The 22,301-nt window shown below is 57.6% G+C and carries 19 protein-coding genes and 1 pseudogene; 5 read left to right on the top strand and 15 right to left on the bottom strand.

The window, feature by feature from the left end:
- From Q3981_RS07325 to mqo, 5 genes and pseudogenes are all read right to left on the bottom strand, one after another.
- Positions 1 to 426, bottom strand: a pseudogene (locus tag Q3981_RS07325) (cobyrinate a,c-diamide synthase); the annotation flags it as partial.
- Entirely contained in the window at positions 420 to 1,040 is a 621-nt protein-coding gene (gene cobO / locus Q3981_RS07320) for a cob(I)yrinic acid a,c-diamide adenosyltransferase (protein WP_204087098.1), read from the bottom strand. The pseudogene Q3981_RS07325 and the gene cobO, both read right to left, overlap by 7 nt.
- A gap of 119 nt (positions 1,041 to 1,159) precedes the next feature.
- Positions 1,160 to 2,008 (bottom strand): VWA domain-containing protein, encoded by an 849-nt coding sequence (locus tag Q3981_RS07315; RefSeq protein WP_368410100.1) that lies wholly within the window; start codon positions 2,006 to 2,008, stop codon positions 1,160 to 1,162.
- On the bottom strand, positions 1,941 to 3,113 hold the full coding sequence (locus Q3981_RS07310) for an ATP-binding protein (protein ID WP_303124852.1): 1,173 nt from the start codon (positions 3,111 to 3,113) through the stop codon (positions 1,941 to 1,943). Before Q3981_RS07310 ends, Q3981_RS07315 begins: the two co-directional genes overlap by 68 nt.
- Before the next feature lie 138 nt (positions 3,114 to 3,251).
- A complete protein-coding gene (mqo, locus tag Q3981_RS07305; protein WP_012731787.1) occupies positions 3,252 to 4,748 on the bottom strand; it encodes a malate dehydrogenase (quinone) in 1,497 nt (498 codons plus the stop codon).
- A gap of 411 nt (positions 4,749 to 5,159) precedes the next feature.
- Between mqo and mtr the strand changes: the two genes are divergently transcribed.
- Together mtr and Q3981_RS07295 are read left to right on the top strand one after the other, a co-directional pair.
- Positions 5,160 to 6,701: a mycothione reductase gene (gene mtr, locus Q3981_RS07300; protein WP_303124849.1), complete on the top strand. Its 1,542-nt coding sequence runs from the start codon at positions 5,160 to 5,162 to the stop codon at positions 6,699 to 6,701.
- 131 nt (positions 6,702 to 6,832) lie between these two features.
- Complete coding sequence (locus Q3981_RS07295; RefSeq protein ID WP_303124847.1) at positions 6,833 to 8,236, top strand: MFS transporter; 1,404 nt, start codon at positions 6,833 to 6,835, stop codon at positions 8,234 to 8,236.
- Here the strand turns inward: Q3981_RS07295 and Q3981_RS07290 are convergent.
- The 4 genes from Q3981_RS07290 to Q3981_RS07275 form a co-directional block, all read right to left on the bottom strand.
- Complete coding sequence (locus Q3981_RS07290; RefSeq protein WP_303124845.1) at positions 8,233 to 9,909, bottom strand: cobyric acid synthase; 1,677 nt, start codon at positions 9,907 to 9,909, stop codon at positions 8,233 to 8,235. The two genes, Q3981_RS07295 and Q3981_RS07290, sit on opposite strands and share 4 nt — an antisense overlap.
- Positions 9,910 to 9,942: 33 nt before the next feature.
- On the bottom strand, positions 9,943 to 10,884 hold the full coding sequence (gene map, locus Q3981_RS07285) for a type I methionyl aminopeptidase (protein WP_012731791.1): 942 nt from the start codon (positions 10,882 to 10,884) through the stop codon (positions 9,943 to 9,945).
- Positions 10,885 to 11,012: 128 nt separating this feature from the next.
- Positions 11,013 to 12,890 (bottom strand): penicillin-binding transpeptidase domain-containing protein, encoded by a 1,878-nt coding sequence (locus Q3981_RS07280; protein ID WP_303124842.1) that lies wholly within the window; start codon positions 12,888 to 12,890, stop codon positions 11,013 to 11,015.
- A gap of 66 nt (positions 12,891 to 12,956) precedes the next feature.
- On the bottom strand, positions 12,957 to 14,243 hold the full coding sequence (locus Q3981_RS07275; protein WP_303124840.1) for an RIP metalloprotease: 1,287 nt from the start codon (positions 14,241 to 14,243) through the stop codon (positions 12,957 to 12,959).
- 267 nt (positions 14,244 to 14,510) lie between these two features.
- Between Q3981_RS07275 and Q3981_RS07270 the strand changes: the two genes are divergently transcribed.
- Positions 14,511 to 14,933, top strand: a complete 423-nt coding sequence (locus Q3981_RS07270) for a DUF2631 domain-containing protein (RefSeq protein WP_303124838.1) — start codon at positions 14,511 to 14,513, stop codon at positions 14,931 to 14,933.
- A 62-nt stretch (positions 14,934 to 14,995) separates the two neighbouring features.
- Here Q3981_RS07270 and rlmN read toward each other — a convergent pair whose 3' ends face one another.
- Positions 14,996 to 16,180 carry a 23S rRNA (adenine(2503)-C(2))-methyltransferase RlmN gene (gene rlmN, locus Q3981_RS07265; RefSeq protein WP_303124833.1) on the bottom strand — a complete coding sequence of 395 codons (1,185 nt, stop codon included), beginning with the start codon at positions 16,178 to 16,180 and terminating at the stop codon, positions 14,996 to 14,998.
- A 115-nt stretch (positions 16,181 to 16,295) separates the two neighbouring features.
- Here rlmN and Q3981_RS07260 point away from each other — a divergent pair, with 115 nt between their 5' ends.
- Positions 16,296 to 16,865 carry a lipopolysaccharide assembly LapA domain-containing protein gene (locus Q3981_RS07260; RefSeq protein ID WP_237698403.1) on the top strand — a complete coding sequence of 190 codons (570 nt, stop codon included), beginning with the start codon at positions 16,296 to 16,298 and terminating at the stop codon, positions 16,863 to 16,865.
- Positions 16,866 to 16,885: 20 nt separating this feature from the next.
- Here Q3981_RS07260 and Q3981_RS07255 read toward each other — a convergent pair whose 3' ends face one another.
- The 5 genes from Q3981_RS07255 to rpsB form a co-directional block, all read right to left on the bottom strand.
- Positions 16,886 to 17,764, bottom strand: a complete 879-nt coding sequence (locus tag Q3981_RS07255; RefSeq protein ID WP_303124830.1) for a phosphatidate cytidylyltransferase — start codon at positions 17,762 to 17,764, stop codon at positions 16,886 to 16,888.
- A 33-nt stretch (positions 17,765 to 17,797) separates the two neighbouring features.
- Positions 17,798 to 18,355 (bottom strand): ribosome recycling factor, encoded by a 558-nt coding sequence (gene frr, locus Q3981_RS07250; protein WP_012731798.1) that lies wholly within the window; start codon positions 18,353 to 18,355, stop codon positions 17,798 to 17,800.
- A 102-nt stretch (positions 18,356 to 18,457) separates the two neighbouring features.
- Positions 18,458 to 19,222: a UMP kinase gene (gene pyrH, locus Q3981_RS07245; protein ID WP_012731799.1), complete on the bottom strand. Its 765-nt coding sequence runs from the start codon at positions 19,220 to 19,222 to the stop codon at positions 18,458 to 18,460.
- A 303-nt stretch (positions 19,223 to 19,525) separates the two neighbouring features.
- Positions 19,526 to 20,353 (bottom strand): translation elongation factor Ts, encoded by an 828-nt coding sequence (gene tsf, locus Q3981_RS07240; RefSeq protein WP_204087106.1) that lies wholly within the window; start codon positions 20,351 to 20,353, stop codon positions 19,526 to 19,528.
- A gap of 33 nt (positions 20,354 to 20,386) precedes the next feature.
- The gene (gene rpsB, locus Q3981_RS07235; RefSeq protein ID WP_303124826.1) at positions 20,387 to 21,247 is read right to left on the bottom strand and encodes a 30S ribosomal protein S2; all 861 of its coding nucleotides are present in this window, start codon (positions 21,245 to 21,247) and stop codon (positions 20,387 to 20,389) included.
- 743 nt (positions 21,248 to 21,990) lie between these two features.
- Here rpsB and Q3981_RS07230 point away from each other — a divergent pair.
- On the top strand, positions 21,991 to 22,301 hold a 311-nt coding region (locus Q3981_RS07230), incomplete at its 3' end, for a hypothetical protein (RefSeq protein WP_303124824.1).

Below are 22,301 nucleotides of genomic sequence, written 5' to 3'. Positions count from 1 at the left end.
GAGGCCGACGAGGCGGGCGACTTCAGCCGTGGAGCCGCTGGCCACTGAACCGCTAGCCACAGTGCCACTCTGGGCGGCAACACCTTTCTCGTTACCGACATGCGAGGACAAGGCCGGAATGCGACCGTCGAAAAGACCCATCACGCCTTCCACCACGGCGATGTCCGCACCCAAGGAGCCGTGACGATACAACGGGGCTATGCGGTCGGTTCCGCACATGACTGAATCGAGGTTGCGTCCTGGCCGGCCCGTGGCTACACCGTGATAACCAGGGTCAATGTAGTCGGGACCGACTTTAAACGGCGCAACAATGTGTCGTCGGCTCAGTGCCGCCATCAGGCCGGTGGCGAGCGTCGTCTTTCCCGTCCCAGAGGCTGAACCGGCAATAACAAGTCCCGGCGCGCCCGTACCTTGGGTGTCTACCACTCGATACCTTTCTGGCCTTTTCGCCCTTGATCCATGGGGTGCTTGATTTTCTCCATTTTGGTTACAAGGTCGGCAACGTCAATGATCTCTTGTGGTGCGCGCCGGCCGGTAATGACGACGTGTTGGGTGCCGGGGCGGTTCCGGAGCGTCTCGGCTACTTCCTCAACAGGGACCCATCCCCAAGCCATGGGGTAGGTGAATTCGTCCAGGACATAAAAATCGTGGGTTTCCTCTTGGAGCCGTCGGGCAACCTCATGCCATCCATCGAGGGCGTTGCGCGCATGGTCGTCCTCGGTTCCCTTGGTCCGGGACCATGACCATCCTTCGCCCATTTTGTGCCATTCGACGGGTCCGCCGACGCCGGTCTCGTCGTGTAGCTCCCCTAGCTTCCGGAAGACGGCTTCCTCGCCGACCCGCCATTTCGCGGATTTGACGAACTGGAAGACGCCGATGCTCATCCCTTGGTTCCATGCGCGCAGGGCCATGCCGAAAGCAGCGGTGGATTTTCCTTTGCCATCGCCCGTGTTGACCGCGGTGACGGGGAGCATCCGTCGCTGTCGTGTTGTTAATCCGTCGTTGGGAATGTTCGCGGGATCAACTTTTCCTTTGGGCATTGTCGTTTCTCTCCTCAGTGACTGTCTGTGCCTGCGCGCGTGGGTCTATCCAATTATCGCTGTGCTTATTCAGGGCTAAGCAGAGTAGTTGCTCTGGCTCGACGTTCTAACGCAACGTACTAGCTAAACGTCTTGATGACTCCACCTAGATTATCGGCCGACAGCTCCTCTAACCGAACACACGGGGCATGAAGGTAAGCCGCTAACCGCGATGCTAAACCTAGTCGCACCCGACCTTGGCGTTCACAATCGATGACGACACTCCCTGCGAGCCCTCGACGAGCGATACGACGGGCTGCTGCCTCAGCGGCGGCCAAACCGCCTTTGCCATTGGCACGCCCATCCGACAAACACATGAGGATAGCTCTGCGGCCGGGCTCCCGATAATGCTCGCGAGTAATGAGCTCATAGGCTTTATCGAGCCCAGCGGCCAAGGGGGTACGTCCACCGGTTTTGACGTCAGCTAAACGACGGGCAGCGATCGTGATCGACCGCGTCGGCGGAAGAACGACTGTCGCTTCCGCCCCATGGATCGTGATCACGGCGACTTTGTCGCGACGCTGGTAAGCGTCGGTCAGCATCGACATAATCGCCCCTGTCACAGCTGAGAGACGATCACGTGCTGCCATCGACCCCGAGGCATCGACGAGGAACACGACGAGGTTTGCTTCCGATCCACGACGAATACTTCCGCGCACGTCATTCGATTCCAGAGGAACACGGTGAGTGTGATTGTCGATCCGCGCTCCACGGTCTGCCGCGGCGAGGACCGTCCCCACGACGTTGAAACCGTGACCGTCTCGTACTGCTCGGATAGTTGAACCGTGCGCTGAGATGGCATGCGATCGTCTCCCCAGCGCGGTGGATTCGACCTGGCCTAGCTTCTGAAGCTGAACAAGCCTAGCGGCGAAAGGGCGCGCCCTGGGCGGCGCGGCCTCCTTCCTGCGGTGCCGGACCGCGGTTGTCATCGTTATCTACATCGGACTTGTTCTGCTGCGGTGTGGGCTGTTCAGCGCTTGGATCCGATGTCTCGTCCGAGTCGGCGTCGTCGCTAGTGTCGTCGACATCGTTAGCATCGACGTCGCCATCGGTGTCCTCGGTGTTCTCCGGCGCAGAGTCGTCATCTGGTTCGTCGGGAACCTCGTCCCGAGCGCGGTCCAACGCTTCGTCGAGCTCGTCGTCGCTGATATCAGGGGAATCGAAGGGGTCCCGACGGCGGTGCGGGAGCGCCAACTCGGCCGCGACTTTAATATCCGAGTCCTTGATCGTTGTCCGGCCTTCCCAGGCAGCATGGGCGGCGGCGGCACGGGCAATGACGAGGTCTGCGCGCATGCCATCGACATCAAAGGATGCACAGATGGATGCGATTCGTCCCAAGACGACGTCGGTGAGTTCTACTTCTGTCACGCGCTCTTTAGCAGCGACAATGCGCGTTGCGATGTCCCTCTCTGCATCGGCCCACTGCTCGAGGAATTGCTCGGGGTTCTCATCGAAGGCCAAGCGGCGGCGCATTACTTCGGTCCGCGACTTCGTGTCACGCGGCGCGGAAACGTCGACAGCCAAACCAAACCGGTCGAGAAGTTGGGGACGCAACTCCCCTTCTTCCGGGTTCATCGTGCCGACGAGGACAAAGTCAGTGTCCTCAGTGTGAGAGACCGCATCGCGTTCGATACTGATGTGACCGGTTGCTGCAGCGTCGAGAATGATATCGACTAAGTGGTCCGCCAGCAGGTTAATTTCATCGACGTACAGCACTCCCCCGTTTGCCTCGCTGAGCAGGCCGGGCTGGTATTCAGCGTGGCCGGTGGTCAAAACGCGCTCGACATCAATAGAGCCCACCACACGGTCTTCCGTGGCGCCCAACGGAAGGTTAACGACCTTCGCCTTCGGGTCTGGAAGCATCCGGGAGAAAGCGCGGACTGTCGTCGTCTTCGCCGTGCCCTTTTCGCCTCTAACAACGACGCCGCCGATGCGGGGAGAAATAGCGGTCAAGATCAGCGCTAATTTCAGCTGGTCCTGCCCAACCACGGCACTGAAAGGGAAAAGCGAAACGCTGTGTGACGAAGGCAACATACTTCCTACTCTAGAGGCTTCCTACCGTGAACGGTTTACCGCCACTGATAATAAACACCAGGATGCGACAAGTGAAAGACACGAGAAAACGGCCCGGAGCCGAACATTCATCGATTCCAGGCCGTGCTCAATAGCTGTTTAGGATTCCAGCTGCAACGCCTTCTGCGAACGATCCCACTGCTCGTGGAACAGATCGGTGTGACGCGACATCAACTTGCCGTACGACGGCACCATTTCCTTGATCTTCGGCGCCCACTCGATCATCTTGCTGCCGAAGCACCGCTCCAGCAGTTCGATCATTGCGGACGGAGCGATCGAAGCTCCCGGCGAAGCACCCATCAAACCGGCGATGGAACCGTCGTTGCTCGAGATCACCGCGGTTCCGAACTCCAAGGAACCAAACTTCGGAGCACCAATCGGCTTGATGACCTGAACACGCTGACCAGCGGTAACCAGCTCCCAATCCTCGGCGCGAGCCGACGGCATGTATTCACGGAGCGACTCCACACGAGCGGTCTGGTTCTTCAACACCTCTTCCACGAGGTAACGGGTGAGGCCGAATTCCTGAAGGCCGACGCCGACCAGCGAAGCGATATTCCCTGGACGCAGCGACTTCGGCAGGTCCAAAAAGCTGCCCTTCTTAAGGAACTTCGGTGTCCAACCAGCGTAGGGGCCGAACAAAAGGCCACGTTTGCCGTCGATAATGCGAGTATCCAAGTGCGGTACCGACATCGGCGGAGCACCAACGGATGCCTTGCCATACACCTTCGCAGCGTGTTGCTTGATCAAGTCCTCGTTGGTGCAGCGCAACCAGGCACCGGACACAGGGAAGCCACCGTAGCCCTTAATTTCCGGGATGCCGGCTTTCTCCAGGAGCGGCAGTGCCATTCCGCCCGCACCGACGAAGACGAAGTTTGCGGTAATGACCGACGTGTCCCCGGTGTGAAGGTTCTTCGAGGTCACCTTCCAGTGGCTGCCCTCGCGAGAGATGTTTTGGACCTCATTGCCATACCGGATTTCAACGCCATTCTGGGTGACATAGTCAATATATTGGCGAGTCAAGGCACCGAAGTTAATATCCGTGCCCTCGTTGGTCCACGAAATCGCCACTGGTTCCGTGTAGTCACGGCCGCGCGCCATCAGGGGCAGTTTCTCAGCGAACTTTTCGTTGTCATCCGTGAAATGCATCCCCGGGAACAAGGGGTGCTTGCTGAGAACGTCGAACCGCTTACGGAGGAAACGGACCTGCTCACCGCTGTGCCCGAACGACATGTGGGGGCACTTGTTAATGAACTCACGCGGATTGCCGAGCTTATTTTCCTCAATGAGGTAGCTCCAGAATTGACGAGAGATCTGGAACTTCTCGTTCACACTCACCGCTTTTGTAATGTCAATGTCGCCATTGACTTCCTGCGTGTAGTTCAGCTCACATAGCGCCGAGTGGCCAGTGCCCGCATTATTCCATGGTGATGACGACTCCCCCGCCGGAATATCAAGACGCTCCAGGATCACCTGATCCCAATCCGGTTGAAGCTCTTTGAGCAAAGTACTTAGCGTAGAGCTGATAATTCCGGCACCGATGAGCACGACGTCGGTATCGGTTCCTTTTCCTACGCGATCAGTGGATTCTGACACGATTTTCATCATCCTTCGAAGCGCCGCGAACCAACGCGACGCCGGTAAGAGAAGCGAGTTGTTATTCGTTCTGGTCTGTCATATTGCGCAAAACGGCCCGCGGCCAATTGCTATGGTGACCCGTCACGGTCAAGAACCATGAATCGTGGGTCGATCCCAACGCGGAACCATCCCACCGTTTGAGAGTACCCGGCGCGGAGGACAGGCACGGCATAACCGTCGTGAAAAGCCCAACATAATGACCATTTACATATCATCAGCACCCTTAAACGGGGGAAGTCCAAAGCTACCGTCAATGAGGCCGCGTGGGAACAGGACTCACCTCTGCGGTGTTAGTCGAAATGTAGACTCGCGTGCGCATGATAAAGCGACGGCATCATTCGCATGTCATCGATATAGAAAGGACGTTCAATGGCTGCAACCTCGACGGCTGAGCGCAATAATCCTGTCATTCCTCAACCCGTCCACAATGGTCCCGAAGCGCCGACGCGGCACTATGACCTCATGATTATCGGTACGGGGTCCGGCAATATGATCCCGGGGCCTGAGTTCGGTGATAAGCGGATCGCTATCGTCGAAAAGGGAACGTTTGGGGGGACGTGCCTGAATGTCGGCTGTATTCCCACCAAGATGTATGTGTATGCGGCCGATATTGCGGAGGCTGCGCGGGAATCGGAACGGTACGGGGTGCATGCCCACGTTGACGGGGTTGATTGGCCTGCCATCGTGCGTCGTATTTTTGAGCGTCGTATCGACCCTATTGCGCGCGGTGGCGAAGAGTATCGCCGTGGTGATGAAAATCCGACGGTGGATGTCTACGACCAGTTCGCTCGTTTTATCGGACCACGGACTCTGGCGACCGGGCAGGGTGATCAGCCCGTCACGATCACAGCGGATCGCATTATCGTGGCGGCCGGTTCGCGGCCATTCATTCCGTCCGTGATTACGGATTCAGATGTGCCCTACCACACGAATGAAGATATCCTCCGGATTCCTGATCTTCCCTCATCAATGATCATTCTCGGTGGTGGAGTTATTGCCGCGGAGTTTGCCCACGTCTTCAGTGCGCTTGGGGTGGACGTGACCGTCATTAACCGGTCGCCTCATCTGCTCAAGCGGTTCGAGGCGGACCTTTCAGAGCGTTTCACTGAGATCGCGTCCGAGCGGTGGACAACATACCTGGGCCGCACCGTCACCAAGGCGGAAAGAAAGACAGAAAACACCGAGGGGGTCACCCTTACTCTTGACGACGGAACCACTGTCAGCGCCGAGACGCTTCTCGTCGCTATGGGACGAACCCCCAACGGCGATCTCCTCAACGTCACTGAGGCCGGTATGGACCTTGATAATGGCGGGCGAATCGTCGTCAATGAGTACGGCGAAACGACTGCTCCCGGTGTGTGGGCGCTGGGCGATGTGTCGTCGCCGTATCAACTGAAGCACGTGGCCAATCACGAGGCGAAGGTCGTCAAGCACAATGTTTTGCTTGATATGGGGCTCTTGGAGAACCCTAACGAAGCACGAGCCGGCATGGGAGAGATAGCCACGAGCGGCCCCGATGCTGGTAAACAGGCCTTCCATCACACCTATGTGCCTGCAGGAGTGTTTACCCACCCGCAAATCGCGACTGTCGGTATGACGGAGAAGGAAGCGCGGAACTGGGCGGACAACAATGGCACGACCCTGGCCGTGAAGACGCAGAATTATGGCGATGTCGCCTATGGCTGGGCGATGGAAGATACCACCGGGTTCGTGAAACTCATTGCTGATACGACGAGCAAACAGTTGCTTGGTGCCCACATCATTGGGCCGCAAGCCACGACGTTGATCCACCAATTCATCACCATGATGGAGCAGAAACTGACCGTCCCTGAGGTGGCCGAGGGACAATACTGGATCCACCCGGCATTGTCGGAGGTCAATGAAAATGCCCTCCTTGGGCTGGGCTTGTAGTCCCACACGTGTAGTCCTGCCCAGCCCCGCTGTAGTCCCGCAGTGGGGCGAGTGGCCCTACCCGCCCATCGTCGTATATAAACAGGTGGTCAATTAGCGAAAGAAGAAGTGTAGAGGTAACTGCTCAATCTATGGCTGGAAATAGGTTTGCTCTCAAGGGGTCGACGTCCGACGCCCAGGAAGGCCTACTCTCATCTCAATATCGTGCTCTCACGATCGGGTTGATAACGCTCATTACCATTGCTGCGTTTGACCAGACGGCAGTCATGTCCGTCATGCCCACGATTACCGCAAGTCTGGGGGCACCCGGGGGAACCGCATATACGTTGACGTTCACCGCGGCAACGGCAGCGTCCATCTTCGCCATGGTCGCTGGTGGAATGCTCGCGGACTCCCGGGGCGCAATGAGAACGTTGCGAGGGTCCGGCCTCTTATTTGTGGCAGGCCTGGTACTTGCTGTTGTCACCCCGACGATGCCGATTTTCCTCGTCGCACGCGTGCTCCAGGGGCTCGGCGGAGGCGCCATCGTGGTCGCCATCTATGCGATTATCGCCGTCATTTATCCCTCTCAGCTGCAGACGAAAATGTTCGCAGCCTTGGCCGGCGCGTGGGTGATCCCCACACTCATTGGACCTGGGGTTGCGGGGATTATTACCGAGAGTCTCAGCTGGCATTGGCTTTTCGGCATCTCAGCTGCGGCGTCGATCATTGTGTTCCCTCTCCTCCCCCGCACGACGACGCCATTAACGCGTGAGACCGATCATCGCAACGCAACGAAGATGCTGATCGCGGCGCTCGTTATCGCGATAGCGTCCTACCCGCTCTCGATTTCCGGTGATTTCGCGGCGTGGGGAGTTCTGGTCTTCCTCCTCGCCACAGGCGTGACCGCCGTCGCGATTCGCCCGCTCGTGCCCGTCGGCACGTTCCGCGCCGCGGGTGATGTGCCGTCGATGGTTCTTCTGAGATTCCTTTTCGACGCTTTCTTCGGGCTCGAGGCGCTCATCCCTCTGCTTCTTGCCCGGCGCGATGGATTGCCACCGACGCTGACTGGGCTCGCGCTGACGGGAACGGGTATTACCTGGTTTATCGGGTCGCAAGTGCAGTCGAGCGCCAAACCGCGGTCGCTCCCGGTGACGTTGTGGATCTCTGCTGCGGTCTTGGGGATCGGCGCTGCTGGTGTCGGTATCAGCAGTGCATCAGGCGCACATTGGGCGTGGATAACAGCGTTTTGGACATTGACCGGATTTGGTGTGGGATACAGCTACCCCCGGATTAACACGGCAGCGATGAGCTTGTCCCCGGCCGATAAGGCCGGCTTTATGGGATCTGCCCTGCAGGTAGCAGGCATGACAGGGATGACGGTGTCTGTCGCGGCCGCGACTCTTGTTCACACCCTTGTGCCTCTGTCTACGGGCGGATCCTTCGGCGTGGTGTACATGGTTGCCGTTCTGTCACCTATATTCATCGCACTCATCGCACGCAGATGTGGACATATTGATGACGCAGCACGAAATAGCGTCAGTAACGCCGGTTAGTCTGTCACGATTCCCAATCGTTCAGGCCAGTCGTCGCCCAGGGCTGCATCCACGGCGTCGGCTAACCGGTCGACCTGTTCAGCGCGAGCGTCTTCGAAACTGACGTGCCCGGGGACGAATCCGGATAAACCGCATGCCTGGGCAACATCACGGAGGAATTGGCGTCGGAAAGAATCGACCTCGAGCTGCCCGTGCCGGTGTGTGCCCCACACGGCTTTATCGTGGGCTCCTTCGTAGCGTGCTGCCCGGGCTGCACCGCTCACATGACTGTCGAGACCTGCATGGTCGCCTAAGTTCCCGTCGCCTGGGCCCCCGTCGTCGGTAAGTGGCCCGATCCACCCTGGGCAATTTTGACGGACAACCCGACCGTGGTGGATCTCAAACGCTGTACCGTGATTGGCCAGTGTTTTTTCGGGGAAAAACTCGATATCGATGTCCAAGAAATCCAAGCCGGCGACGGGGTCGGAGTGGCCGGACTCGACGGGGTCCGTGATGGAGTGGCACAGCATCTGGAATCCGCCACATATTCCCAAGATCGGCCGGTCAGCACGGTAGCGTTCCTGAAGCTGAGGGCCAGCTGTTTTCTTCAGCCACTCTAAGTCGTGGATCGTGGACTTCGACCCCGGAATGACCACTAAATCCGCCGAAGCAATAGCCGCGGGCGAGGTGGTCCACTCCACATCAACGCCAGGCTCGCACGATAGAGCCTCGATATCGGTGCTGTTCGACACCCGAGGCAGGCGGACCGCAGCTACCCGTATGGTGTCGGTCCCAATAGGCGGATTCCCCGGGCCTACTCGACCACTGGCACCCGATAGTGAATCTTCAGCATCTATCCAGAGACCGTCGATGAATGGGATGACGCCGAGCGTCGGAACACCGGTTCGGCGTGTGACCTCGTCCAACCCCGGCTGAAGGATGCCGACGTCACCGCGGAACTTGTTGATGATGAAACCTTGAAATCGGTCGCGGTCACTGGGGTCGAGAATGAAGTACGTGCCAAAAAAGTGCGCGAGCACACCACCGCGGTCGATATCGCCGACAAGGACGACGGGAAGATCCGCAGCTTCCGCGAGCCCCATGTTCGCGATGTCGGTGTGCCGGAGGTTAATTTCTGCTGGTGACCCCGCCCCTTCACAGATGACCACATCGTATTCGCGGCGGAGCGACTCCAACGCTTGAGCGCTGACCTCACGCAAGTGCGTGCGGTGTTCGATGTAGTCCCGTGCGCCGACGGTGCCGGCTGCGACTCCGCGGAGGACTAGTTGGCTTCGACGGTCTGCCTCCGGCTTCAGCAGGACCGGGTTCATGTCGACACTGGGGGTAGCTCCGGCAGCGAAAGCTTGCAATGCCTGGGCTCGTCCGATTTCCCCGGCGACGAGACGTCGGCCATTCTCGTGATGAGAAGCTGGATACGAGGCCGCCTCCCCACTGTCCGAGTTGCCCGCACCTGCGGAATAATCAGTCGCCAGCACGACGGCCGAATTATTCGACATGTTCTGCGCCTTAAAAGGCGCGACACGATAGCCACGACGTGCCAATGACCGGCACATTCCAGCAACGACGACCGATTTGCCAGCGTCTGACGTGCATCCGGTCACCAACAGTGCCGGGGCTAAGGAAGGCGAAGACTCAGCCTTGTCGTACCCGGCCTTTTCATAGTCAGCATTCATGGGTATCTAACACGAACCACGCACGTTCGATTTTTACGCTTCGTCAATGGAGAAGTCTGGCTGCGTCAAAATCTCAACGCCGTCCTCGGTGACGACGAGGGTGTGCTCAAACTGTGCAGTCCAGTTTCCTGGTTGCGTCAGCTGGACGGTCCAATCGTCATCCCACACGCGGTAATCGAGGTTCTCCGTTTGCGTAATCATGGGTTCGATGGTGAAGGTCATCCCCGGTTCCATGATGTCATCCGGCCATGAAGCGTCGTAATGCAAAATGACAAGTCCATTGTGGAATGTGGTTCCAATGCCGTGACCCGTGAAATCACGCACTACTCCGTAGCCGAAACGGCGAGCATAGGACTCAATCACACGGCCAATCATGTTCACAGGCCGGCCCGGCTTACACGCTTTGATAGCCCGGTACATGCTTTCTTCTGTGACCTTGACCAACTTTTTATGCTCTTCAGAGACGTTTCCAGCCAGGAACGTAGCGTTGGTGTCACCATGAACCCCATTTTTGAACGCCGTGACATCAATATTCACAATGTCGCCGTCCTGCACGACGGTGGTGTCCGGAATCCCATGGCACACGATCTCATTGAGGCTGATGCAACTAGCTTTCGGGTAGCCACGGTAATGCAGGCAGGACGGGTAGGCATCGTGCTCAATGAAGTAATCGTGAACGATCCGATCCAACTCGTCCGTCGTCACTCCCGGTTGAACTGCTTCCCCCGCCTTCTGTAGGGCATTTGCCGCGATGACGCTCACTTCGCGCATCCGCTCAATGTTTTCGGGAGTCTGAACGAGGGGTTCTCCGATTCCCTCTTGAGGCTCTTTTCCACTGTTAACGTATTCAGGACGGGGGATATGGGCCGGGACATGTCGGATAGGAGTGGCATGTCCGGGCTTGAGTGGCGCACGGTCACCGCCGTGACGCTGTGACTCCGATGTGTGAGATTTCTTTGCTGAACCGTTAATCATGACCACATGGTAGCGCGGTCCATTAACGACGCCGATGCGGGCGACCACTTGCGCTCAGTGAGGCCGACTGTGCCTGGCCGACTGCGTGTGTCCGTCGTCGGCAGTTGAAGTGCGAGCCGGCCAGCGTATTATTCGTCGCCACCCAAGTTCTGGAAAAAGGATTGGGTGATGGCAACCGAGTGTTCCGACCCGCCACCCATGGGGATCAGAGTGGCGAAGGCAAGGTCTCCCCGATAACCAGCGAACCACGCGTGTGACCCATCGGAGACTTCAGCTTCACCGGTCTTACCGAAAACATCGCCCTCACCTGCGATAGCACGAGCAGTACCCGAGGTCACAACAGCTCGCATCATCCCGCGCAGTTTGTCGATGGTGGGGGGATCAATCGTCGGCACATTGGTGTTCTTGACCGTCGTTTTGTGGGATTCGATCAAGGTAGGAGTCGGAGTTTTCCCTGCTGCAGCGGTGGCAGCAACAAGAGCCATACCGAACGGGCTAGCCAAGTCTTTACCCTGACCGAAGCCACCTTCTACACGATCCACCAGCTCATCGGCCTGTGGCACCTGACCTGTCAGCGTATCCAACCCGTCAATCTTGTAGTCTTGCCCGATGCCGAACTGCTGGGCAGTCGATTTCAGCTCCCCCGGCTTCAGCTTGCTAGACACGTCTGCAAAGGTCGTGTTGCACGATTGCGCAAACGCCTTGGTCAAGGAGACATTGCCCAAACTGAAGTCGTTGTAATTGTGCACAACGCGGCTTCCAATTTCCATGGTTCCCGGGCACGGGACGGTGGAATCGGGAGTAACCAACCCGTGCTGCATCCCCGCCGTTGCCGTCACCATCTTGAACGTTGATCCGGGCGGGAACAACCCCGTCAGAGCCAGGTCGCCCTTTTTATCGGCATTAGCCGTCTGAGCAACGGCAAGGACCTCACCCGTCGACGGGCGAATCACGACCATCATCGCTTCGGTATCCGCACGGGTATCCACCGCTTTTTGCGCAGCGTCCTGCACCTTCTTGCTCAAACTGATCTTGACCGACTGAGCAGGGGTCGGTTGCTGCTCTTCCAGGCTCTTAATAACAGCCCCATTGGGGTTCACAGAGGCCACCTGCCACCCATTTTTCCCATCGAGTTCGTCATTCACTATCGACGACACCCTGCTCAGAATGTCAGGCGCGAAGTTCGGGTCGGGACGGACCAGAGCCGGCTCTTCGTTGAGAGTGACTCCATCCACGCCTTTGAGTGCATCAACGACGTCGTGTGCACGTGAAGGCACCATCGCGACGGAGTAATCGCCGTTGACGTTTTTCACGGATTGGTGGACAGCGGAGGGATCTATCGTCGGAACTCCCGCGTCCCCCGCATGGCCGTCGTTGAGGATGGATGCGACATGATTGATGGTCGCCGAGTCATGCTTATTGAGAAGCACGCGGAATTGGGTTCCCGGTTCGAGCAGTACCTGGCCGTCCGACCCAATAACGGGCGCACGATCCGCCTGAAGCGCCCGAAGCTCTAAATGCTGGTCGGAGCCCAGATCGGGATGAATCACCGCTGGCTTCCACCGCACTTTCCACGCCTGATTCGTCTTAGCGAACGTGGCCTTGGCGTCGTATGACAGTGAACGGTCCTTCGGCAAGGTCCAGTCATAGTGATACGTGGCGACGGACACATCACCAGACGAGGAGAAATCTTTCAGGCTGACTTTGAGGTCCTGCGCCTGCAGTCCCTTCCACGAGTCCGTGATGCTTGCCTCTGCTGCCGACTTATTGTCCGTAGCATCGGCCGCTTTGTCGGCGTGGTCAATAGGCTCATCGTCATTGGCATCGCCGTCTTTATCTTGCGACGAGGCCATCGCGCTGAGCTGCTTGGCGAAGTCAGTTGCCGCTTCCCGCGCTCCAGCTGGTTTTGGTGTACACGCGCTCAACGTCGCCAAAACGGTGACCGAAGCCACTGCCAGGATCTTCTTTCCGCCATGACCGTACCGACGAAGCCTCACGCGCTGCATGGTACGAAACCTAGCAGCGTTCAGCGTTCTCTAGGCTCCGACCCGCCGACGTTCCCCCACCGGGTCTTAGCCGAAGAGTCTGATGGGGTTCACAACGTCCGCCACAATGACCAGCGCACCAAAACCGAATAAGAGGACAAAGACGGCAACGGTCAGCGGCATCAACTTGGTGTAATCGGCGGGCCCAAGTGGCGCTAAGCCACGGAGCCGTCGCACCATGTCACGGAGCTTCTCCCAAATCGTGACGGCCACGTGCCCACCATCGAGCGGGGGCAAGGGAACGAGGTTAAACAATGCGAGGAAGAAGTTGAGGCTAGCCAGGAGGAGGAAGAAGGACGACCACTGATCGTGTTTGACCAAGTCGCCACCGGCCACCGAGGCCCCAACAACGCTCATGGGTGAGCTCTCGCTGCGCTCACCACCGCCGATCGACCGGACGACTCCCGGAACAGATGCCGGCAGTTTGGCCAAGCCAACGACCGACTGCCCGATCATGTAACCGGAATAGTGCAAGGAGCCCGGGATAGCGGACAGCGCGTTGTAGTGCGAATACATATTGTTGGGACGCTCCCAGGTCATCCCGATAGCACCGACAGTCACCGTCTTGCCCTGCGTTGTCTCCCGCTGAACACGCTGGATAGTGACGTCAACCGTTCGTGTTTCACCGTTTCGCTCGACAACGACGGGGACGGTGGGGTCATGGGCGTCATCCGCGTGGTCACGTCCGATCTTTTGGACGACGTCGCCCATCGTCGTGAAGTCCGGGGTGTCGTGGCCATCAACCTTGACGATCGTATCGCCCTGGCGGATTCCAGCCTTCCCCGCGGGCCCGGGACCGCTACAGTCAGGCGTCGACGAATCCTGGGACGAACTATTCGCGGATGCCGATTGCGGAACACACTGCGTAGAACCAACTTTTGCCGACAAATCGACGTTCGGATTGGGAAGCCCCCACGCGACGGCCACAAAATACATCACGATGACGCCGATCAGCAGGTTCATCATGATTCCACCCAGCAACACGATGAGACGCTGCCACACGGGCCGTTTGACCATGGAAAATGGCTCATCCTCTGGGGCGACCTCATCGATCGCTGTCATACCGGCGATATCGCAAAATCCACCAAAGGGAACAGCTTTGAGGCCATATTCCGTCATGAGGGGACGCCCAGCCGCTGCCGACGTTTTCTTCTCTCTCCGTCGGAAAGAAAAGAGCGTCGGCCCAAAACCAATAAAGTAACGACGCACGCGCATCCCGCAGGCGCGTGCAGAAACCATGTGGCCACATTCATGCAGCGCGATGGTCAGAACGATCCCCAAGGCGAATAAAACAAGCCCCACGATGAAACTCATGAGGGCCAACCCTACCGCGTTCCACGAGAGAACGCTGCTACGCGCAGACCACGCCCGCTTTTCACGGAATCACCACCAACAGGGTGTATTGGGCATGATAGACGCGCTACCTCACTATGGCTGAGAATTCATTTGGGGTAATGTAAACGACAGCAGTGTGACTGAAACGTCGACAATAAATACCCCACTGGTCCCGCGGAATCGCGCCGGACAGATACATCAGACGTGGATCGTCACTGTTCCGGCAGAGATAGAGGAGAGGTTCTCGTGTCTGAGACGAATGAGAAAGTGTACGACGGCGTATCAACCAAAGACGAGCCATCCGCATACTGGGGTTGGCATGATCTAGGCCGGCGTCCGGTTATTATCTCCGGCGTCGTTGGTGGCCTTTTCCTCTTGTTCATGCTTATTGGTAACCACAAGGGCCATGTTGAAGATATTTTCCTCATCGCGACGGCTGCCCTGTGCTTCATCGGAGCATTGTTGATTGCTCTGCGTCCTAAGCTGAACCAGGTTCGGACCGTGACCGCTCGCAATAAGCCGGCGGATTACGTTGAGCGCGACTGGGCTGCTGACCAGCTCAACCTCCGCGGAGCATATGCTGATCTGTCCGACTCACAGCTGCGTTCCTTCAACATTGATCCGGCGACGGTGAAGGTGAAGGGTCAGCGCGCTGTCCAGGGGAACTAACTAATACGAGATTATTTGCTGGGCCTTGTGTCCCGGCCGCTCCCCCGGCCTCTGGCCCAGCTTTACGCAGTCTTTTCTTCCGCAGCTAGCTGACCGCAGGCTGCGGCAATTTCTTGTCCGCGGGTATCACGAACGGTGCACTCAACACCTTGTGCTTTCACCCGGCGGACAAATTCTTCTTGTTGCTGTTTCGTCGACGCATCCCAAATAGACCCCGGCGTCGGGTTCAACGGAATCACATTCACGTGAACCTTGGAGTGAAGCGCCTTTTTCAGCTTCTTACCTAAGAGGTCCGCACGCCACCCCTGGTCATTGACGTCGCGAATGAGCGCGTACTCGATAGAGACTCGGCGTCCAGACCTGTCCGCATAATACGCAGCGGCATCCAAGACCTCCTCCACGGACCACCTATTGTTCACAGGGACGAGGCTATCGCGGAGCTCATCATCAGGAGTGTGCAGGGATACCGCTAGCGTGACAGACAGGCCTTCGTCGGCAAACCGGCGTATTGCTGGCGCAAGTCCTACCGACGACACCGTCACGTTACGCTGAGACAAACCGAATCCTCGTGGCGAGGGGTCAGTAATCTGCCGAACGGCGCTGACGACACGCTTATAGTTCGCCAGTGGCTCACCCATCCCCATAAAGACGACGTTGGACAGGCGGCCTTCGCCACCGGCCACGTCACCCCTGCTCATCGCGGCTGCGGCGGCGCGAACTTGGTCCACGATCTCCCCCGTCGACAGGTTACGATGCAAACCACCCTGACCAGTTGCGCAAAACGGGCAGGCCATGCCACATCCCGCTTGGGAGGAAATACACAAAGTGGCTCGGCCCGGGTACCGCATCAAGACTGACTCGAGCAAGGTGCCATCGTGTAGTTTCCACAATGTCTTCCTGGTCATGCCCTGGTCACACGAGATATTGCGGACCTCAGTCATGAGCTCGGGGAAAAGAGCTTTCTGAACCGGCTCACGCGCAGCAGCCGGTAAGTCCGTCATGGTCTCAGGGGATGCCTCAAATCGGCCGTAATAGTGGCGGGCCAATTGGTTCGCGCGAAATGCCGGCAGCCCCAAGTCCTTCACGGCCTGCTTCTGCTCATCCACCGTCAGATCCGCGAAATGTGTTGGAGGTTTTCCGCGACGCGGAGCGGCGAACTTCAGTTGGGCTTTGTTATCAGCTCGATTGAGGGACTCGACGGGCTTAAGACCCAAGTCGTTGTGTGTTTCTGTATGTGTTTCCGTCATTACTTATATTCTGCCTACGATGCGAGAGGATAATCCAATCACAGCCCACCGGTGAGTGCGACGGGATGTCCGCGAACCGACGTGCTGGTCGATGTTGAGGTATTGTTACGGAGCAATGAGTACATCACCAAAATCTAAGGACAACAAATCGACTCGGGCCGATAATGCGGTGGGTCGCCCACGCATGGACGGAAAAAGCGACACCGAGGCACGCACACCGAGTGTTGTTAGACCAACCCCTGAAGGTGAGCGGAAGAAGGCCGAGCGCCAACAGAATGAAGAAGCTGCACAGAACCAGGATGCGCAGCACGCTGAGCGGGCCACGGGTAGTTCCTCCCCTGCTGGTTCCTCCGATGATGAGCCACGTACCGAGCGTCGTCGTGTGAATAGGGAGGGAACCGACACCAATGCTGGCCCGATGAAGAATAAGACTGACGTTCAGGGCTCCGTTGCCGGAAGCACGTGGGTGGCACTGAGCGTCGGAATTGCTCTGTTAGTGCTTCTTCTTATTTTCATTATCCAGAATATGGAATCTGTCACGCTGACAGTCTTTTTCTGGACAGTCTCGTTCCCCGCGGGCGTTGGGTTCCTCCTCGCCGCGATTATTGGAGCTGTCATTATGCTCTCTGTTGGGTCCGTTCGGATGTTTCAGTTACGGCGACAGATCCACCAACAGAGAAAATAAGAGAACACAGCGCGGACCGGTCACATTTGGAGAACAGTCGCGATAATCCAGGTCATCGCCGCCGCGGGAAGCAGGCTATCCAACCGGTCCATGAGCCCACCATGCTCGGGAAGAAGCGTGCCCATATCTTTAATCCCCAGGTCTCGTTTGAATTGGGACTCAACGAGATCACCGAGCGTGGCGGCACAGGCAAGAAATATGCCGACCACGATGCCTTCCCAGGGGGCTCGGTGAAGCAACAGCCAGGTGGTTATGACCCCAACAATGGCCGCAAATACGAGGGAGCCTGCGAATCCTTCCCACGATTTCTTCGGGCTAACGGCCGGTGCAAGTGGGTGCTTACCGAAGAACACACCGGCTGTAAAACCACCCACATCGTTGGCAACAACGCACAAGATGAACGTCGCAATGACCGCCCATCCCCGAAGACTTCCCTCGTTAAACAGTGTGAGATGTGCGGCGGCCGTTCCGCATAACGAAATCCACGTCAGAACAAAGACCGCCACTGACATGTCGCGAAGGTAATTCGTCGGCGCTTGGTGGGTTCCACGGTGAAATAGTCGGGTGATCATGATCGCGCCAACAGACACGATATAGCCCATTAGCATACCCCTAGCCCCCCACGGCAAGGACAACCACAGTATCAGCTGCCCACCAGCCAGCATGGTCAGGACCGGGACGTCGTACTCATGCTCCTTGAGACGACGGGACACCTCAAGGGTGGCCAGCGGAATGATGACAGCTAACAGCGGGTACCACGCGTGCGGAATAATGAGGCATCCGATGATTAAGGCCCCGAGTAGAACGCCAACAATGATGGCGACGGGGACATTACGCCCTGCCTTGTTGCGTGGGCGCGGCAGAGAACTGCCGTCGGAACTGCGCTCACTTACCTTCATCAGCTATCCCCGAGCTTTCTGTTGCAAGCTACCCTAGACTTCCATTAATTCTTTTTCTTTAGCCTCAATGAGCTTGTCCACCTGGGACACATACTCGTGGGTGGTCTTGTCCAGTTCCTTCTCCGCGGCCTGGACCTCATCTTCACCGGCTTCGCCGTCTTTTTGGATGCGCTTGAGCTCGTCCATTCCCTTCCGGCGAATGTTACGGATCGCGATGCGCGCGTCCTCCCCCTTGCTCTTAGCGAGCCGGACCATCTCTTTACGACGCTCCTCGGTCAGCTGCGGCACGGTGACGCGCAGAACTTGACCGTCGTTGGTCGGGTTGACGCCCAAGTCCGAATTGCGAATGGCGTTTTCGATGGCGTTCATAATGCTGGGCTCGTACGGCTTGATCAGCAGCATTCGTGGTTCTGGGACGCTGATTGTTGCCATCTGCGTAATCGGCGTCATCACCCCGTAATACTCGGCTTGAACGCCGTTAAACATCGACGGGTTCGCGCGGCCGGTGCGAATCGTCGTGAGGTCTTCACGAGCGTATTCGACCGACTGGGTCATACGTTCTTCGCTCTCTAGCAGTGTGTCATCAATCATGGTGTGTACCTCGCAGTGTGTTGTAATAAGCGCGACGCCATGGGCACGCGGGTTTCATGCCGTCGTCTCATTGGCCATGTCGCCTAGCAAACTATGGCTGTATTAATCATTATCAGACGAACGGACCAGCGTGCCGATGTTTTCGCCATTGACCGCCCTCGCAATATTTCCTTCAACGAGCAAATTGAAGACGAGGATCGGCATGTTGTTATCCATGCACAGGCTGAAGGCCGTGGCGTCAGCCACCTTCAGTTTCTTATCAAGGCATTCACGCGGAGTGACTTCCGTGTACATGGTGGCGTCAGGGTTTTTACGGGGATCGTCGTCGTACACTCCGTCGACGGCCTTCGCCATCAACAGGACTTCACAACCGATCTCCAGCGCTCTCTGAGCCGCGGTGGTATCCGTCGAGAAGTAAGGCATTCCCATGCCCGCACCGAAAATGACGACGCGACCTTTCTCGAGGTGCCGGGTTGCACGGAGCGGAAGATAGGGTTCCGCGACTTGTGCCATGTTGATCGCTGTCTGAACGCGGGTCTCGACGCCCTGCTTTTCGAGGAAGTCCTGGAGAGCGAGGCAATTCATCACGGTGCCGAGCATGCCCATGTAGTCGGAACGCGATCGATCCATTCCTCGCTGTGACAGCTGCGCTCCGCGGAAGAAGTTGCCACCCCCGATGACCACACAAATTTCAACTCCGTTGCGGGCAACTTCGGCGATCTGACGAGCAACATTGTCGACGACGTCGGGGTCAACTCCGACTTTGCCGCCGCCGAACATTTCACCGCCCAACTTCAGCATGACCCTCTTATATGGTGATCGATGAGGACCGTGAGCAGGTGAATTGGGGGCGTCATTCTGCGCCATTCTGGATGTCTCCTCATGAAGTTGAGTGTGCGACCCTACCTGAACCGACCAACGTGGACGCTGCCATCGGCAGCGAAGGGGCCAGTGGGTAACCCGTTCGGTTTTCCTCGTGACATCCTACCTGGCTCTCTGGACAAGAACACAACTTGACACCTAGAGGTAGTGGGAGGAGATGACGATCCGGCCACTCGCCCACTATTTGGGCATCATTTCTGCCGGTAGAAAGCAAAAACCTCGGCCCCTCTTCCCCTTATAGGGAAAAGAAACCGAGGTAGTTTCGCTCACTAGATGAAGCTCAGCAGATTACTGCTGGCCAACTTCGTAGCGACGGAAGCCGGTCAAGGTGACGCCAGCCTCATCCATCAGCTGCTTAACAGTCTTCTTGTGATCAGCGACGGAAGGCTGCTCCAGAAGCACAACGTCCTTGAAGAAACCGTTGAGACGGCCTTCGACGATCTTCGGAAGAGCCTTTTCGGGCTTGCCTTCCTCACGAGAGGTTGCCTCTGCAATGGAGCGCTCTTTCTCGACGATGTCGGACGGAACGTCCTCGCGCTTCAGGTACTTTGCCTTCAACGCGGCAACCTGCATGGCAGCGTTGTGAGCTGCTTCTTTCGCTGCGTCGCCTTCACCTTCGTACGCGACCATCACGCCGACTGCCGGCGGGAGGTCTGCGGAACGGTGGTGCAGGTAAACAGCAACGTTGTCGCCGTCGATGGTGGTAGCACGACGGAGTGCCAGCTTCTCACCGATCTTGGCGGAGAAAGCCTGCAGGGCTTCCTCTGCCGGGGTGCCGTCGACGTTGACAGCAGCCAGGTCCTCGGGCGAGTTAGCCTTGGCCTCATCAGCGGCCTTCGCAACCTTGTCCGCGAATTCTTTGAACTCGGCGTTCTTAGCAACGAAGTCGGTCTCGGAGTTGACCTCGATCATGGTGTTGCCGGACACGGCAATGAGTCCTTCGGCAGCGGTGCGCTCTGCACGCTTACCGACGTCTTTCGCACCCTTAATGCGGAGGAATTCCACGGCCTTGTCGAAGTCGCCGTCAGCCTCCTCTAAAGCTTTCTTACAGGACATCATGCCGGCACCGGTGATCTCACGGAGCTTCTTGACATCAGCTGCAGTGTAGTTCGCCATCAGCGATTCTCCTTCAGTATGTGAAAACGGGTCTTACTTTGACTCAGCTTCAGAGGATTCGGCTGCGGACTCATCACTGGAGGTCGACGCCGTCTCAGATGCCGTGGAAGCAGCGTCGGAAGCCGCTTCTGCGCTCTCACCTTCGGAAGAAACAGGCGCATCGTTGTCGCCAGCAGCAGCCTTAGCCTCAGCCTGGACGCGCTCGGCACGAGCCTTCTTGCCGTCCTCAACGGCGGAGGCAATGACGCCAGTCAGCAGCGCAGCCGAACGGATAGCGTCGTCGTTACCCGGAATCGGGTAGTCAACAACGTCGGGATCACAGTTCGTGTCCAGAATGGCGACGACCGGGATGTTCAGCTTTTGAGCCTCGGAGACAGCGATGTGTTCCTTGTTGGTGTCGACGATCCAGATCGCAGACGGAACCTTGTTCATGTCGGAGATACCGCCAAGAACGCGCTCGAGCTTCTGACGCTCGCGGGTCAGCATCAAGACTTCCTTCTTGGTGCGACCTTCGTAGCCGTTCTCCGCTGCGTCCATGGCCTGAAGTTCCTTCAGACGACCCAGGCGCTTGTGGACGGTTTGGAAGTTGGTGAGCATGCCGCCCAACCAGCGGTGGTTGACGTAGGGCATACCAACGCGCTCGGCCTCGGTTGCAACTGCTTCCTGGGCCTGCTTCTTGGTACCGACGAAGAGGATGTTGCCGCCATGAGCAACAGTCTCTTTAACGAACTCGTAGGCAGAATCGATGTAGGTCAGTGTCTGCTGAAGGTCAATGATGTAGATGCCGTTGCGTTCCGTGATGATGTAGCGCTTCATCTTCGGATTCCAACGACGGGTCTGGTGGCCAAAGTGGACACCGGCGTCAAGGAGCTGACGCATGGTTACAACAGCCATATATTTCTTGGGAAGCACATGGGGGACGCTTAGGTGCTCGTTGTGCCGGGTGGTATGTACCGATTCCCGGCGCGGAACACAGCGGTCCGGCTTCCCTCCTCGCTTTCTGCTCGGACGTAGTGGTTATTTCTTACATGTCAGCTTGACCAGCTGGCGTGGTTGTGTGGGTTTCCTCCACACCCTGGTGCCATCGGGTTCGAATACTCGCGAATCACAACAGCGTCGGACGACAGACGGAAAACTACTTCCCTACCGGCAATACTGCGATTCCCGAGACCACATTCTCTCCCTCACCCTTCATTTTTAACGCGGGACAAGTCCTTAGCTTTCGCCGACGTAGCTGCTGCCACGTAGACAAAAAATAAGGCTTTAACGGCTTTAACGCGTTAAAGAAGTGGGCGTGATGGTCACGCGAAGTCAATGGTCATACGGCGAAACCACATAAAGCGTGAACAGTATCGTGCAGCTGTGAGAATTCTTAGCTCACAGCGACGATCTCCGTTGTTAGCTCTACGCGGCCCACGTAGGCACATTGCAACGACTAATCGTACTGCTTAGAACGCTTTTCCCCAAGTTCTAAAAAACGAGGCACTCTGGCGCAACTCGAATGAGACTCCAGCGGGAACAGTTGAGGCGTCGCTCCCCGATTCGGTTTATCCACAGGCGCCCAGTTATCCACAGAATAAATAGTGCCCGGCCCTCGATCACACCCCTGTTTTCGTGAATAAGCGGACTCTTATGTCATGGCTCTGTCAACACCACTTGTTTCCAAGATTCGTACACGCAGACCGCTGACCGTGTTATTCACGGTGGTGACCATTCTGTGGGTCACGGCGCTCAGCCTTTATCCTGCTCATAGCCCTGTTCCGATGGGATCCGTGAGCACGCACCACACGGCCGTAGCTCATCCGGAGCGCACTACCGACGAGGCATCGCTCGACCGGGCCCCGCTCACAGCGCACCACCACATCCACCGACATCGACTGCCGGTGGCATCAAAAGTGATTCTTCCCTTCAAAGCTCCGCCGGAACCCTGGTTATCCGGCCATCGTGG

Source organism: Corynebacterium sp., from assembly GCF_030530965.1.
GTDB lineage: Bacteria > Actinomycetota > Actinomycetes > Mycobacteriales > Mycobacteriaceae > Corynebacterium.
This window is presented reverse-complemented; position numbering and strand designations above follow the sequence as displayed.